Origin of the sequence: Roseburia sp. AF12-17LB (assembly GCF_003479605.1) — a bacterium.
Lineage (GTDB): Bacteria > Bacillota > Clostridia > Lachnospirales > Lachnospiraceae > Roseburia_C > Roseburia_C amylophila.
Genome location: NZ_QUHR01000006.1, coordinates 179,360 through 195,375, shown reverse-complemented (window position 1 = coordinate 195,375; position 16,016 = coordinate 179,360). Strand labels below are relative to the sequence as shown.

At 41.9% G+C, this 16,016-nt stretch carries 13 protein-coding genes and 1 other annotated feature; of the genes, 4 read left to right on the top strand and 9 right to left on the bottom strand.

Going from position 1 to position 16,016, the window contains the following annotated elements:
• Window positions 1-105 precede the first annotated feature (105 nt).
• The 8 genes from gltA to DWV68_RS09310 all read right to left on the bottom strand — a co-directional run bounded on the left by gltA (window position 106) and on the right by DWV68_RS09310 (window position 9,771).
• On the bottom strand, window positions 106-1,491 hold the full coding sequence (gene gltA, locus DWV68_RS09345; RefSeq protein ID WP_022243346.1) for an NADPH-dependent glutamate synthase: 1,386 nt from the start codon (window positions 1,489-1,491) through the stop codon (window positions 106-108).
• The gene (locus DWV68_RS09340) at window positions 1,491-2,378 is read right to left on the bottom strand and encodes a sulfide/dihydroorotate dehydrogenase-like FAD/NAD-binding protein (RefSeq protein ID WP_022243347.1); all 888 of its coding nucleotides are present in this window, start codon (window positions 2,376-2,378) and stop codon (window positions 1,491-1,493) included. Before DWV68_RS09340 ends, gltA begins: the two co-directional genes overlap by 1 nt.
• Window positions 2,379-2,510: 132 nt before the next feature.
• The gene (locus DWV68_RS09335) at window positions 2,511-3,317 is read right to left on the bottom strand and encodes an ABC transporter ATP-binding protein (protein WP_022243348.1); all 807 of its coding nucleotides are present in this window, start codon (window positions 3,315-3,317) and stop codon (window positions 2,511-2,513) included.
• The gene (locus DWV68_RS09330) at window positions 3,317-4,282 is read right to left on the bottom strand and encodes an ABC transporter permease (RefSeq protein ID WP_118057786.1); all 966 of its coding nucleotides are present in this window, start codon (window positions 4,280-4,282) and stop codon (window positions 3,317-3,319) included. The genes DWV68_RS09335 and DWV68_RS09330 overlap by 1 nt, the downstream gene beginning before the upstream one ends.
• A 45-nt stretch (window positions 4,283-4,327) precedes the next feature.
• The gene (locus DWV68_RS09325; RefSeq protein WP_118057787.1) at window positions 4,328-5,383 is read right to left on the bottom strand and encodes an ABC transporter substrate-binding protein; all 1,056 of its coding nucleotides are present in this window, start codon (window positions 5,381-5,383) and stop codon (window positions 4,328-4,330) included.
• Between the two features lie 95 nt (window positions 5,384-5,478).
• Window positions 5,479-5,718 (bottom strand) — a binding site (T-box leader).
• 47 nt (window positions 5,719-5,765) lie between these two features.
• Window positions 5,766-6,713, bottom strand: a complete 948-nt coding sequence (locus DWV68_RS09320) for a TIGR03943 family putative permease subunit (protein WP_022243351.1) — start codon at window positions 6,711-6,713, stop codon at window positions 5,766-5,768.
• A gap of 27 nt (window positions 6,714-6,740) precedes the next feature.
• A complete protein-coding gene (locus tag DWV68_RS09315) occupies window positions 6,741-7,898 on the bottom strand; it encodes a CobW family GTP-binding protein (protein WP_118057788.1) in 1,158 nt (385 codons plus the stop codon).
• A 145-nt stretch (window positions 7,899-8,043) separates the two neighbouring features.
• Complete coding sequence (locus DWV68_RS09310) at window positions 8,044-9,771, bottom strand: ABC transporter ATP-binding protein (protein WP_118057789.1); 1,728 nt, start codon at window positions 9,769-9,771, stop codon at window positions 8,044-8,046.
• A 646-nt stretch (window positions 9,772-10,417) separates the two neighbouring features.
• On the opposite strand from DWV68_RS09310, the gene DWV68_RS09300 reads away from it, so the two are divergent.
• From DWV68_RS09300 to DWV68_RS09285, 4 genes are all read left to right on the top strand, one after another.
• Window positions 10,418-11,095 carry a response regulator transcription factor gene (locus tag DWV68_RS09300; protein WP_118057791.1) on the top strand — a complete coding sequence of 226 codons (678 nt, stop codon included), beginning with the start codon at window positions 10,418-10,420 and terminating at the stop codon, window positions 11,093-11,095.
• A 78-nt stretch (window positions 11,096-11,173) separates the two neighbouring features.
• Complete coding sequence (locus DWV68_RS09295; RefSeq protein WP_197420844.1) at window positions 11,174-12,178, top strand: sensor histidine kinase; 1,005 nt, start codon at window positions 11,174-11,176, stop codon at window positions 12,176-12,178.
• Between the two features lie 87 nt (window positions 12,179-12,265).
• On the top strand, window positions 12,266-12,949 hold the full coding sequence (locus DWV68_RS09290) for an ABC transporter ATP-binding protein (RefSeq protein ID WP_117698304.1): 684 nt from the start codon (window positions 12,266-12,268) through the stop codon (window positions 12,947-12,949).
• Window positions 12,946-15,555 carry an ABC transporter permease gene (locus tag DWV68_RS09285; protein WP_118665602.1) on the top strand — a complete coding sequence of 870 codons (2,610 nt, stop codon included), beginning with the start codon at window positions 12,946-12,948 and terminating at the stop codon, window positions 15,553-15,555. The genes DWV68_RS09290 and DWV68_RS09285 overlap by 4 nt, the downstream gene beginning before the upstream one ends.
• Here DWV68_RS09285 and DWV68_RS09280 read toward each other — a convergent pair.
• Window positions 15,550-15,969 carry a PaaI family thioesterase gene (locus DWV68_RS09280; RefSeq protein WP_117698306.1) on the bottom strand — a complete coding sequence of 140 codons (420 nt, stop codon included), beginning with the start codon at window positions 15,967-15,969 and terminating at the stop codon, window positions 15,550-15,552. The two genes, DWV68_RS09285 and DWV68_RS09280, sit on opposite strands and share 6 nt — an antisense overlap.
• Window positions 15,970-16,016: the final 47 nt, after the last annotated feature.

Here is a 16,016-nt window from a genome sequence, read left to right as displayed (position 1 = left end):
AGCAGCCAATAAAACTGCTACGCTTAAAAGTCTAACTTTTTGGGGTCACATCAAAATCCTGCGTCCCAAAAGCATATATTATTATGCTTTATTCTTTACTTCTCTTTATTTATTGCGTAAGAATTCATCAATTCCCTTTGCTGCAGTTTTTCCTGCACCCATGGCAAGGATAACGGTTGCTGCTCCGGTTACTGCATCTCCACCGGCGTATACGCCATCTTTGGAGGTTGCTCCGGTCTCTTCTTCTGCAATGATACATTTTCTGCGATTGATGTCCAGACCCTTGGTAGTGGATGAAATCAATGGGTTTGGAGAGGTACCAAGAGACATGATTACGGTATCTGCCTCGATTTCGTATTCAGAACCTGGAATCTCTACCGGGCTTCTTCTTCCGGATGCGTCCGGCTCACCTAATTCCATCTTAATGACACGACAGCCTTTTACCCAGCCGTCTTCGTCTACTAAGATTTCAGTAGGATTCTGCAGAAGGTCAAAGATAATGCCTTCTTCTTTTGCATGATGTACTTCTTCTTTTCTTGCCGGAAGCTCTTCCTCGCCACGACGGTATACGATATGTACCTCTGCGCCGAGACGTTTTGCGGTACGGGCTGCATCCATTGCAACGTTACCACCACCAACTACAACAACTTTTTTGCCGGCTTTGATTGGCGTATCATAGTCATCACGGAATGCTTTCATCAGGTTATTTCTGGTTAAGAATTCGTTTGCAGAGAATACTCCCATTGCCTGCTCGCCAGGGATTCCCATAAATCTTGGAAGTCCTGCACCGGAACCGATAAATACAGCTTCGAATCCTTCTTTTTCCATTAATTCATCAATGGTAACTGCTTTACCAATGACAACGTTGGTCTCAATCTTAACGCCTAAAGCTTTTACATTTTCTACTTCTGCTGCAACTACTTTTGACTTTGGAAGACGGAATTCCGGAATACCATAGATTAATACTCCACCTGCTTCATGTAATGCTTCAAAAATAGTAACATCATAGCCAAGCTTTGCCAAATCGCCGGCACAGGTAAGACCTGCAGGGCCGGAACCGATAACTGCTACTTTATGTCCATTTAATTTTTCTGCTTTCTTAGGCTTGATTCCATGCTCTCTTGCCCAGTCAGCTACGAAACGCTCTAATTTACCGATTGCAACCGGCTCACCCTTGATACCACGGATACATTTTCCTTCACACTGACTCTCCTGTGGGCATACACGGCCACATACAGCAGGAAGTGCAGATGATTCACTGATAATATGATAAGCTTCTTCGAAGTTGCCTTCTTTCACCTGTGCAATAAATGCCGGAATATTAATGGAAACCGGACATCCTTTCATACACTGTGCATTTTTACAGTTTAAGCAGCGTTTTGCTTCTGCTACTGCTTCTTCTTCATTATAGCCAAGACAAACTTCTTCAAAGTTTGCTGCACGTACCTCTGGCTCCTGTTCACGTACAGGTACTCTTGTTAATCCTTCCATTATTTGTCACCTCCGCACTGACCGCATCCACCATGATGGGTATTGCCTTCCTGCAATTTTAACATTGCACGGCCTTCTTCTGTCTTATACTGAAGCTGTCTCTTCATTGCCTGGTCGAAATCTACCTGATGCCCGTCAAATTCCGGTCCATCCACGCATGCGAATTTTACTTCGCCGCCAACCATAAGACGACATGCTCCACACATTCCGGTTCCGTCTACCATAATCGGATTCATGGATACAACAGTTGGAATGCCAAGCTCCTTGGTCAGTTTACAAACGAATTTCATCATAATCATTGGTCCGATGGCAACACAATGATCGTAACGAACACCTTTATCCCATAATTCCTGTAACTGGTTGGTTCCCATTCCATGGAAGCCATAAGTACCATCATCGGTTGTTACATAAAGATTAGTTGCAACTTTACGCATTTCTTCTACCAGAATTAATAAATCCTTGGTCTTAGAACCCATGATAACATCACAGTCTACCCCATGTTCATGTAACCATTTTACCTGTGGGTAAACCGGTGCTGTTCCAACACCTCCGGCGATAAATACGATTTTCTTTTTCTTTAACTCTTCTATATCTTCCTCAATAAGGTCGGATGGACAGCCCAGTGGTCCAACAAAATCCTGGAATGTATCTCCTTCCTCTAAATATGCCATACGCTCTGTAGATGCTCCAACTGTCTGGAATACAATTGTTACAGTTCCTGCTTTTTCATCATAATCACAGATAGTAAGCGGAATACGCTCACCTTCTTCATCGATTTTCACGATTACAAATTGTCCTGGCTTTGCAGACTTTGCAACACGCTCTGCTTTGACATCCATAAGATAAATCTTATCTGCCAGCTTTTCCTTTTTTATAATAGGATACATACTATACCTCCATACTTTGTTTACATCAACTCGTGGAATTCCAGACCACTAGATTTAATCATATAGGAAAAGTGTCAGAAAATCAACATTTTCCGACACTTGTTTCTTAAAAAAATTTACCAATTTCTATTTTTACTGTGCTGACATTAAAATCCGGTCATTGTCGAGACGCTTTCCTGCCTGGATGCGGAATTGTTCCAAAAGGCTGTCTACCGTCATTTTCTTCTTCTCTTCATCCTTTAAATCAAGGACAATATTTCCGGAATCCATCATCAGAATCCGGTTGCCAAGCTCTAATGCCTGATGCATATTGTGGGTTACCATAAGACAGGTAATATGATGCTCTGCAATAATTTTTTTCGTCAGTTCCAATACTTTCTCTGCGGTTGCAGGGTCAAGTGCTGCTGTATGCTCATCCAAAAGAAGAATCTTCGGGGTCACCATCGTTGCCATCAGAAGGGTAAGTGCCTGCCTCTGACCGCCGGATAACAATCCCACCGGCTGCTTCATTCTGTCTTCCAGGCCCATATCAAGCTGGGATAACAGTTCTCTGAATTTTTCTTTATCGGATTTACGGATTCTGCTGAAAAATGCATTTTCTTTTCCGGATGCACGAAGATATGCCAGTGCCATATTTTCTTCAATGGTCATATGTGGTGCTGTTCCCTTTAACGGGTCCTGAAACAGATGACCAATGACTTTACTGCGCAAAAATTCTTTCTTATATGTAATATCCTCTCCATCTAGAATAATCTGTCCTTCATCTACATAGAACGCACCTGTAATCGCATTAAATGTAGTTGATTTTCCTGCCCCATTACTTCCTACGATTGTTGCAAAATCTCCATCTTCAAGAACCAGGTTCAAATCACACAATGCTTTCTTTTCATTTACGGTTCCCGGATTAAATGTCTTAGATACATGCTTCATTTCTAACATTATCGGTCACCTCCCATTTCCTTTGCATTTGCTTCTTCCAGACGCATATTGTCTTTTAATTTCTTCTGTGCTGTGCTCTTCTGTCTGACAAACGCTGCCTTCTTTTTCAGGAACGGGAATGCAATTGCAATTGCTACGATAATTGCAGAAACCAGTTTCAGTGCCTCTGCCGGAACATTCAGTCTTAATGCAACGGCTACTAAGAAACGGTACAGGCAGCTTCCTAATACAACACCTAATACTCTGCGGAACATGGAGCCTTTTCCGATAATGGATTCTCCAATAATCAGGCTGGCAAGTGCGATGGTTACCATACCGGTTCCAAGGTTGATATCGCAGGATTTCTGGTACTGTGCCAGTACACCGCCGGATAATGCAGTCATTGCATTGGCTACACAAAGACCTACGGTAATTGTAAAGGATGGATTAATGCTGGAGGCTTTTACCATGTCAGCATTATCACCGGTTGCCCGTATGGAAAGACCTAATCTGGTATTTAAAAATGCGGATAAAATCACGCCGATTACCAGTACGATTAATGCTGCCACAATCAGTTTATACCAGCCACCGCCAATGGCATTTTTTGCCATGGTAAATATGGTATTGCAGTTAAACAGGTTTACCTGGGAAGCAAATCCCATGACCGCAATGTTAATGGTATAGAGCCCCGTATTTACAATAATTCCTGCCAGAATCGATTCAATTCCAAGCTTTGTCTGCAGAAATGCTGTAATAAATCCGGAACATACACCGGCTAACATTGCTGCTGCCAGTGCCAGAATCGGATGACCCTGTATCGTTACCATGGCACATACGGCACAGCCTAAGGTAAAGCAGCCATCGGTTGACAAATCTGCAATATTTAATATGGAAAATGAAACAAACAATGCCAGTGCAACCAGGGCGTATATACACCCTAGCTCTAATGCACTTTGTAAAATGGATACTGTAAATATGGAGCCCATTCTTTAATCCCCCTGACTATCTTATCATACTATCGTTTTATCTTTTTATTCAAACTCTTCTGCGGTCTGAATCTCTACTACTTTTTCACACATACCGTCAAATACGCTGTAATCAATTCCAAGCTGGCTTGCCACATCTGTATTTACAGTTGCGATTCCGTTGCTCATGGTCTGTACTGCTGTTGTTGCAGGATCTTTCCCATTTACTAAAATATCTACTACAATGTCTGCTGTTGCAGTACCAAGGTCAACATAGTTTACACCGAATCCACAGAAAGCTCCGTTTAATGCGAAAGAGTCAGCTCCTGCATAATGTGGAATGCCTGCTTCTGCAAATTTCTCATAAATTGCAAGTTCTGCTGTCATTACGGTGTTATCGGTCGGTGTAAATACGGCATCTACACCGGCTGCAACTAATGCATCTGCTGCAAGAGAGATTTCATCATTGGTTGTTCCTGTTTTTTCTACATATTCAACGCCTTTTTTATCAAGATAATCTTTTGCGTCCTGAATTGGAACAGTGGAAGAATCCTGACTCTTATTATATAAAAGACCTACTTTTTTAATGTCTTTATTTGCTGCAAACATTAAGTCCATTACAGCTTCTGTATTTAATGCATCCGATGTTCCGGTGATATTGGAACCAGGTTTATCCATACTTTCAACAAGTCCTGCAGTAACCGGATCACTGACTGCAGAGAATACAACCGGAATCTGATTTTCTTCTGTTGCTGCCTGCATAATCATTGCGGTTGGTGTTGCGATTGGAATAATCACATCTACATCTTCTGCAACCAGGTCTGTTGCAATCTGGTTTAAGGTAGAAGAATCTGCCTGACCATTGTAAGTATAATCTTTATAATCAAAAGTAACACCGAGCTCTTTTGCTTTTGCATCCAGCTCTGCTTCTACTGCTTTCTCAATCTGATTTAAAGAAGCATCATCTACATACTGTACGATACCTACTTTATAAACTTTACCATCTGCTGCAGCCTTCTCTGTTGTTGCTGCATCATTGGATGCACTGTTGCTTCCGCATCCTGTCATTGCTGCTACTGCCATAGCCATTGTTAATACTGCTGCCATCATTTTCTTCTTCATAATTACTACCTCTTCTTTCTTATATGATTTATTGTTGTTCATAAGAGAAAGCGCTTTTACTGTTTTCCAACAGTAAAAAACCGCCTCAAGCTTATGCTTGAGACGGTAATAAAATCTTATTATCGCGGTACCACTCATATTGACGAATTGTCCACTCATTCATGTACGAATCATACATGCCGGATTGGTAACGGGTTCGGTTCCCGGTGACGCCTACTGTTAATTCAGGCCACCCTCGAAAGTCCATTCAGCAAAATCTTCCATACTGCAATTCCACCACCTGCAGCTCTCTTTGATTTCCAATCAAGCTTACTACTCTTTCTCAACGGTTTCTCTTATTGAAGTTAGAATAATACTTTTCTTTCACATTGTCAACACTTTTTTATGAGAAATATACCAGTTCATCTTCCGGCTTCTCTGCCGGCTCGATGGATACCGGATAAAGGACAGGTCCTTTTCCTCTGTATTCCTTGGCAAATTCCACATGAACTTCTGCGGTAATATTTATCCATGATTTGTGACCGATTTCTTCCGACTTCGGATATTTGCATTTAAATCCTAAGAACTGTACATCCTCTACACAACAGGTCATGGCAAAACGTCCCGGCACGAACATGCCCTTCCTGCTCATCTTTTCCGGATTATATACCAACGCAAGGAATTTGATTTTCTTGCCATCGTATTTCTTCGGATTATCCTGTGCATCCATATACCAGATTGCATAATCTGCATCCGTAATATCAATGACATCTGCATTGATGTCAAATGGCAGTTCTTCATCGGCACTCTCATCAATCGTTCCATCGGCACGCTCGTATACAATCTGTGCCGGACGGTTCTGTGCTTTTACTGCACGACGGAACTTGCCCTTTGGTGTATTGTCATCACAACGGTTAAAGATTACTACATCTGCCTTAAACAACTGCTCCATAATCATGGCACGCATATTGGCAAGATACATTTCAAATGTAGTGGCATCTACGGTTGCCAAAGACTGTACGATTACCCAGCCATCCGGCATCTTTGTCTCAAGCAACGTAGCAATATCCCAGGTACCGTTATACTCAATAAAAATCTGCTCCGGTTTGTATGTCTCCTGAATCTTCTGCAAGGTCTCTGTTGTAAAATCTTCCTGCTCCTCAATCATCGCAACCTTCGCATTAATGGTATTTAATTTTGCTTCATCATATTCTTCATCACCGTCTTCACAGACAATAATTACCGTACGGTTGTCCCCGCCGAAATCATTTTCAAAAAGTGTTTCTTTGATTAATGTGGTCTTACCGCTATCCATAAATCCGGTAAATAAATATACTGGAATCTCCTGCATGGTTTCCCCTTTCCTATCTGACGGGCATTATGCAATGCCGAATAATTCTTCAATCTTGTGTTCGTCAATCTTAGAACCAATGACACAGAGTCTTCCGGTGTAATCCGGCTCTCCGTCTCTTAATTCATACTCGCCTGGAACCATATCAAAGTAAATCCAGGAACCATTGACATCCTCTACCATTCCTTTTGCACGGAGAATCATACCATACTCTTCGCTCTCGGATAAGGTCTTTAATACCTCTTCAATCTTCTCACGGGTAAATTTATGCGGAGTCTCTTTGCCCCAGCTTGTAAACACCTCATCTGCATGATGGTGATGATGATGTTCGTGGTCATGGTCATGGCATCCGCAGGTGCAGTTCTCGCCATGCTCATGATGATGTTCATGCTCCTCATGGTCGTGATCGTGATGGTGTTCATGCTCCTCGTGGTCATGGTCATGATGGTGGTGATGCTCATGCTCTTCGTGGTCGTGATCGTGTTCATGTTCTTCGTGGTCATGGTCATGATGGTGTTCATGTTCATGCTCATGTTCTTCCTCTTCTGCTTTATGATGTGCCTCTGCAAGAAGTTTCATCTCAAGAGAATCCTGTCCTTCCATAACTTTGAGAATCTGCTCACCTTTGATGGCATCCCAAGGAGTTGTAATGATTGCAGCCTTGCCATTTAATTCCTGCATCTGTTTTACGCAAAGCTCTAACTGCTCCGGTGTTGTGCTCTGGGTTCTGCTTAATACGATTGTTGTTGCAAATTCAATCTGGTTATTGAAGAATTCGCCAAAGGCTTTCATCTGTTTGGATGCTTTCTTTGCATTTACAACTGTAACCAGTGCATTTAATTTCACATCCTGCTCTTTTTCCACATCAATAACAGATTTCATTACGTCAGAAAGTTTACCAACTCCTGACGGCTCGATTAAAATACGGTCCGGATGGAATTTAGTTATTACTTCATTTAAGTTCTTTCCAAAGTCTCCTACCAGGGAACAGCAGATACATCCTGAGTTCATCTCGGTAATCTCAATGCCGGAATCCTTTAAGAATCCGCCGTCGATACCGACTTCACCAAATTCATTTTCAATCAGTACCAGCTTCTCACCAACAAAAGCCTCTTCTATCATTTTCTTGATAAATGTGGTCTTTCCAGCTCCTAAGAAGCCTGAAATAATATCAATTTTTGTCATTTTAACATCCTTCTTTCTAATATTTAAAGTGCATTTCACACTGAATTGATTTGTCTACCTATTGCAATATAGCAGAAAATTTAAAATTTCTCAACCCGGCAGCCGGAACTTCATACAAATTTTATAAATAGATTTTTCTCAAAAATCAATGGGTATGATACAATCCGGCATAAATTCCATTCCGCGCAAGCAGTTCCTCATGGGTTCCTTCTTCTTCGATTCCCTGTTCTGTCAGCACCAGAATACGCCCTGCATTTTCTATCGTAGAAAGCCTGTGGGCAATTACAAATGTTGTCCGGTTCTTCGCCAGTTTCTCAAGCGATTCCTGTACCACTTTTTCACTTTCATTATCCAGTGCCGATGTTGCTTCATCAAAAATAAGAATCGGCGGATTCTTTAAAAATACCCGGGCAATGGATAATCTCTGCTTCTGCCCGCCGGAAAGTTTTACGCCACGCTGTCCGATATCTGTATCATATCCATCTGGCAATGACAGAATGAATTCATGCGCGTTGGCATTTTTTGCTGCCTCAATTACTTCTTCTCTTGTTGCATCCGGTTTGCCATATGCAATATTTTCAAAAATAGTTCCGGCAAACAAATAAACATCCTGCTGGACAATGCCAATGTGGTCTCTTAAACTTTTTAATTTATAGTGGCGGATATCACAGCCATCAATTAAAATTCTGCCCTCTGACACATCATAAAATCTTGGTATCAGGCTGCAAAGGGTTGTCTTTCCGGCACCTGAAGTTCCCACCAGTGCCACATAGCTTCCAGCCGGAACTTTCAGATTTATATGCCTTAAAACGCGGCTTAAATGTTCTTCATACCGGAAGGAAACATCCTGAAATTCTACTTCTCCCCGCACATTTTCCATGACAATGGCATTTTCCTCATCCGAAATATCCGGTTCAATGGAAAGAATCTCCATAAACCGTTCAAAGCCGGAATATCCATTCTGGAACTGCTCGGTAAAATCAATCAGTGTCTTAACCGGCTCGGTAAATACATTGATATATAAAAGAAACGTAATCAAATCCGTAATACTCACACTGCCACCCGGAATCCACAGTGCTCCGGCAATCACCACTACTACGGTAATCAACGTGGTAAATGCAGTCAGTCCCGCCTGATAACCACCCATAAAGAGATAGCTGTTCTTCTTGGCATCTAAGAAGCCTTTGTTTCCGCGGCTGAATTTTTCCTGTTCGACTTCTTCATTAGCAAAGGATTTTACTACGCGGATACCGGAAAGGTTGTCCTCAATCTGGCTGTTGATATCCGCTATCTTAATACGGTTCTGCCGGAACGCCTTTTTCATACGCTTATTAAAGAAATATGCATACGCTATCATAAACGGTACCAGTGCAAATGCCGCCACTGTAAGCTTCGGACTGATTCCCATCATAATAGCAAATGCACCAATTATCTTAATCAGGGAAATCACGATATTTTCCGGTCCATGGTGCAGCAGTTCACTGATATCAAAAAGATCCGTGGTAATTCTCGCCATCAGTTGTCCTACTTTCTGATTATCATAGAATGCAAAGGACAGTTTCTGATAATGTGCAAATATTTCTGCCCGCATATCATATTCTATTTTTGCACCCATTACATGACCATTATTAGAAATATAATAATTGCTGTAACACTGGACTGCTACCAGCACTACCATAAACAGTGCAAGTTCTCCAATTGTTTTTACTGCATCCTGCTCCGGCAGATATACCACGGTTGATGTAATATAACGCACAATCAGCGGAATCACCAGTGCCGCCACTGCTGCTAACAATGCAAAAAACATATCGGTAAAAAATACGCCAAGATATGGTTTATAATAAGAAATCATTTTCTTTAAATTCTGCTTCATCTGTCTATCCCTCTTGCCTTTACCAGCTTATTTTTCATCACAACTGTCCATCTTATACTGTTTCTTTTGCAAATGCAAGTTTCTTTATGCTACAATGACTTTTATAAACGTGGCGGATTGACACTATATAATCCTTGTTAAAATAATCCTGTTATCCAAAGGATATTTGTTTTGGATATAAAATACCGTAGTTCTAAGCTGCATGTTTTGCTTTTGCCTGTAAAAACCGTCTTTCCAATGTTTGACAGTCTATCTGTACCGTCCGTCGAAGTGCGGATGCCTAAGAAGGGCTGTTAGGGGCACTTGGAATTTCGTCCGGCAACAGGCAACGCTGGCACATGGACGTGCCAGCGAGGTGCATATGAACATGGATGTGAATTTGCACCGGTTGCCGGACAAAATATTTTGCCTGCCGAAATTCCTAGTGCCCCTTACAGGTCTTATACCGCATCCGCACCCGGCGGACAGTGCAGATATCCGGTCAAAGCAAGCGGAAAGACAGTTTATCATCAAGTAAAACATGCAGCTAAGAACAACTGGCATTTTCCATCCCATAAACAAATATCCTCCGGATAACCGAAATTATTTTATGCAAGTATTTTGTCAATCAGTGCCTTCTATAAATTAATTGTAAGGAGAAGAAAACATGACACATGTACTTCTTGTAGATGATGATACAAGTATTGTTTCCAGTTTACGCACTTTCCTGAATCAGGAGGGTTTTCAGGTTACTTCTGCAAATAACCAAAAGGAAACCATCGATTTATTAGATTCCGGGCAGTATCACTTTGACCTGGCGCTGCTTGATGTCTCCCTGCCGGATGGAAGCGGCTTTTCTTTGTGCAGTGCCATCAAGGCAAACTCTGATATTCCTGTCATTTTTCTGACAGCATCGGATGATGAATATAGTGTGGTTGCCGGGCTTGACCTTGGTGCCGATGATTATATTCCCAAGCCCTTCCGGCCGAGAGAACTGATTTCCAGAATGAACAGTGTTCTCCGCCGCTATCACCGTGGCAGCCAGCCGTTGGAATATCATGAACTAAAAGCTGATACTGTACGTGGACTGGTCTATAAAAATAATATGGAACTAACGCTTTCTGCTTTGGAATACCGGCTGCTTTTACTCTTTCTTTCCAACCAGGGCATTGTCCTTACACGAAGCCGGCTCTTAGATGAACTTTGGGATATGGCAGGGGAATTTGTAAATGATAATACCCTTACCGTCTACATCAAAAGGCTCCGGGAAAAAATCGAAGCCGACCCGGCACACCCGGAATATATCAAAACCATCCGCGGACTGGGCTATAAGCTTGGTGACTAATTGAACTGCAGAAAATGACTGTTATAAATATGAGTACCATAATAACCGATGAAAATGTATTTTCCCAAAGGAGTCTATATGAAATTTTTACGCAATCCCGAAATCAAAAAATGCCTGTTTCTGCAACTGCTTGTATGCTTTATCTTTGCAGGCATCGGATTTTATTTTGATACCATCTGTGGTGTAATCATCCTTTTTGCATCACTTATTTTCATTCTTATTTTTATGATTTTCACCAGGAAACGTTACCGGAAGGTGGAATCCTTAAGTCAGCAGTTAGATGCGATGCTGCACAGTAACAGCAGTGGTGATTTCAGCGACTATATGGAAGGAGAACTTGCAATTTTACAAAATGAGCTTGCCAAGCTGACCAGACGCCTTGCGGAACAGAATCAGGCACTTGAAAACGATAAAAAATATCTTGCGGATGCCATGGCTGATATTTCCCATCAGCTCCGCTCTCCCCTTACTTCCATCCGCCTTTTGCTGACTCTCTTAAAAGAGCCGGCTCTTTCCGATGAGAAGCGAAGGGAATCCCTGCGGGAATTATCCATGCTAATTGACCGGATGGACTGGCTCATTGAAACTTTGCTGAAATTATCTTCCATGGACGCAGGAACCATTACTTTTCACCAGACCAAAACCTCTGTCAAAGAACTGCTCTCCACTGCGGCTGCACCTTTGCTTATTCCATTGGAACTACGGTACATCCAGTATCATGAAACCATAGAGCCGAAGGATTTTTCTTTTTCTACGGATTTACGATGGACGGCGGAAGCCCTTGGAAACATCTTAAAGAACTGCATGGAGCACACGCCTTCCGGTGGCAGGATTGATGTTACGGTTACCGACAATCCAATCTATGTTTCTATCGTGATTGAAGATAATGGAAGTGGTTTTCTGCCAGAAGATATTCCGCATCTTTTTGAACGCTTTTACAAAGGAAAAAATGCCACCGGCCAGAGCATTGGCATCGGTCTTTCCCTCTCCCGTATGATTGTTTCCAAAGAAAACGGAACCTTAAAAGCAGAAAACCGTAAAGAAGGCGGTGCACGTTTTATCCTGAAATTCTATAAAAAGTGACAGAACTGTCACTGAAAAGTCATGCTCCTGTCATCCGGGATGCTTATACTTCTCATTAGAATCGCATCAAATGGAAAGGAGTTACTTATGGAAATCTTACGAGCTGAAAATCTTACCAAAATCTATGGAACAGGAGAAAATCAGGTGGTTGCCCTAGACCACGTTTCTTTTTCTGTCAACAAAGGCGAATTTCTCGCTATCATCGGGCCATCCGGTTCCGGCAAATCCACACTGCTTCACATTTTAGGCGGTGTCGATACACCAACCTCCGGCAAAGTCTATATGGAGGGCACTGATGTCTACGCGCAAAAGGAGGAACAGCTTGCCATCTTCCGCAGACGGCAGGTCGGGCTGATTTATCAGTTCTATAATCTGATTCCGGTACTGAATGTCATTGAAAATATGACACTTCCTGTCCGCATGGATGGACGCCCGGTCAACAAAGAGCATTTAAATGAGCTGCTGGAAATTCTCTCTTTAAAAGGGCGGGAAAATCATCTTCCAAACCAGCTTTCCGGTGGTCAGCAGCAGCGTGTCTCCATCGGCCGTGCTTTAATGAACGCTCCTGCTGTGGTTTTAGCCGATGAGCCTACCGGAAACTTAGATTCCAAAAACAGCCAGGAAATTGTGGAACTCTTAAAATATTCCAACCAGAAATTTAACCAGACCTTAATTGTCATTACCCATGATGAAAACATTGCCCTTCAGGCAGACCGTATCATTGCCATCGAAGACGGTAAAATTACACGGGACGAGGTGATTCGTGCATGAATATCTTTCACAAAATCACACTCACCAATTTAAAAAAGAATAAAACCCGTACCATCGTCACGATTATCGGAATTATTCTCTCTACTGCCATGTTTACTGCAGTTACCAGCAGCATCAGCTCTCTTCATGCATTTATGAAGGAATATACCATTGATACCGAAGGAAGCTGGCAGGGTGCCGCTTTTCGTGTCACCCCATCAGAAGCAAAAGATTTCCTCTCCCATGACGAAATCGAGTCTTCTGTTTCTTTAAAATATATTGGATATGCCGATCTTAAAGATTCCGCCAACCAATACAAACCATACCTTTATATCTGCGGTGTAACGGATGATGTTACTACTCTTCTTCCGGTACACATCACGAAAGGACGGATGCCTGAAAATGATTCTGAGCTTCTGCTTCCTGAGCACCTTACCTATGACGGTGGCATTGCTTATAACTTAAATGATGAAATTACACTGGATGTGGGAGAACGTGTCGATGAAGAAGGTTTTGTTTTAGATAATAACACTTCACTGCTTGGTAATAAGTCAGAAAAAACAAAAGACGGAAAAGTAATTCCGTTAGAATCCATTACAAATACGGAGTCAAAAACTTATCAGGTGGTAGGTTTTTACAGCAGACCTTCCTTTGAAAGCTTTCAGGCTCCGGGTTATACAGCACTGACTCTCTCTTCTGCCCGGACATCCTATCAGGATATTTACTTCTGTCTTCATAACAGCAAGGATGTATCCAGTTTTTTAGAGCAGAATGCACCATATTCTTATACCATGAACTATGATTTACTGCGGCTTGACGGAGCATCCATGGAGGATTCCTTAAACCGCACCGTCACCAGTCTTGCGGTTATTTTGATTGCAATTATCGTACTTGGGTCTATCTCACTGATTTATAATGCATTTTCCATTTCTATCAGCGAACGAACCAGACAATTTGGTCTGCTTTCATCCCTTGGTGCAACCAGACACCAGATGATTCACAGCATCCTGTTTGAAGCGGCTTTCCTGTGTCTTATCGGTATTCCGCTTGGAATCTTCTTCGGTTTAGTTGGCATTGGCATTACCTTCTATTTCACTGGTGATACTCTTGCCATGCTGTACCGAAGCGAAACCACACTGCACCTGACCCTGCAGCCATCCGTTGCCGGAATTGTGATTGCCGTCACCCTCGCTTTTATTACGGTATTGATTTCTGCTTACCTGCCAGCACGGAAATCCATGAAGTTATCTGCCTTAGAAGCCATCCGGCAGACCAGTGATATTAACATCCGTTCCAAAAAAGTGCATACATTTCCACTTACGGAAAAATTATTTGGCTTTGAAGGAATGCTTGCTGCCAAAAACTATAAACGAAGCCGCAGCAAATACCGTGCTACTGTTATCTCACTTTTCTTAAGTATTGTACTGTTTATTTCTGCCAGCAGCTTTTGTGCTTATCTGACACATTCTGCCGGCAGTATTTACAACGGAAACGGTTATGAGCTTTCCTGCACCATATATTCCGAAAAGAATTATGACCCGGATGCTCTTTTAACAAAAATCCGTGCTTTAGATGGCATAGATAAGGCTTCTTACGGTGCCAGCTTCGCTGCTGGCTTTACGGTAGCCAAAGAAGACTGTTCGAAAGAATTTGAAAGTTTCTATTCTGATTATGAACAGGCTTATTACAGCAATACACTCCTGGCAGATGACTCCTGTGAGCTTACCACTTTGATTTATTTCGTGGAGGATCATTTATTTGAAGATTATTTAAAAGAAATCGGGGAAAATCCTTCCGATTATCAGAATTCTGATCATCCAACGGGTGTATTGATTGACCGGCTTCATGTATTCAATGACAAATACTATGACATTAATATTTTCGCCAATCCTTCTTCGCAGGATATTGTATTATCCGCTTTAGACGAAGATGTGAAAAATACCTGCACCGTCACCGCTGGTGCTTTCAGTGATACCATTCCTTTCGGTGTCAGTGCTCCTTCCGATAATGCGAAATTTATTTTTCCATATTCCTGTAAGGATGCTCTCTGGCAGGCACTCAGCCAGAACCCGGATAGTTCACTGGAAAATTCATACTATATAAAAACAGATAATCACAAACAGGTACAGACCGACTTAAATACACTCTTTGACAACGAAAATATTTCTGCTGATATCTATGATTATATGGATTCCATTGAAAATGAGCGTGCCATGATTACCGTTATCAATATTTTTTCCTATGGATTTATTACACTAATTTCCCTGATAGCGGCAGCCAATGTATTTAACACGATTTCTACCAATATTATTTTACGAAAACGTGAATTTGCCATGTTAAAGTCCATCGGTCTTTCTCCGAAGGGCTTCCGAAAAATGATGCAGTTTGAATGTCTGCTCTATGGCTGCAAGGGACTCCTTTACGGACTTCCGGCTTCTATTGGAATCACCTGGCTTATTTATCGGGCAGTCAGTGATGGAATCGACTTTGGATTCTTTATTCCATGGTATAGCTTTGTCATTGCCATTGGCAGTGTGTTTGTCGTCGTTGCTGCAACCATGATTTATTCCATGCGTAAGCTTTCTTCTGAAAATATCATGGATGCATTAAAAAATGAAAATTTATAAAATCTCTTTTTCTTTCAGATTATAAAAGGTAAAATCACCGGTATTTAAAAGCATTCCATTGGCATCTGTAATTTCAAATGCTACTACTGTGAGGTTCCTTCCGGGTTTTACCACTTTGGCGGTGCATGTAACATATTCTGTTGCACGCGCCGCTTTTAAATAGCGGATCTGTCCGTCCACAGTAGTCACATAATATCCATAGGTTCCTGCCGCAATTCCGCATATGGTATCCACTGCCGAATACAGTACTCCGCCGTGCAAATCTCCATAGATATTTGTAAACTCTTTTTTGAATGGCAGTTCTGCCTTTACCCTTCCAAGTTCTGCCTCTGTTATCTTCATCTGCAGCAGACTTCCAAAGGGATTCTGCTCTAATAATTTCTGGCATTCTTCTATTGTAATTTTATTTTGCATTTGGTTCCTCTTTTCTTACATGTATCTTTTATCCTTTATTTGTACCC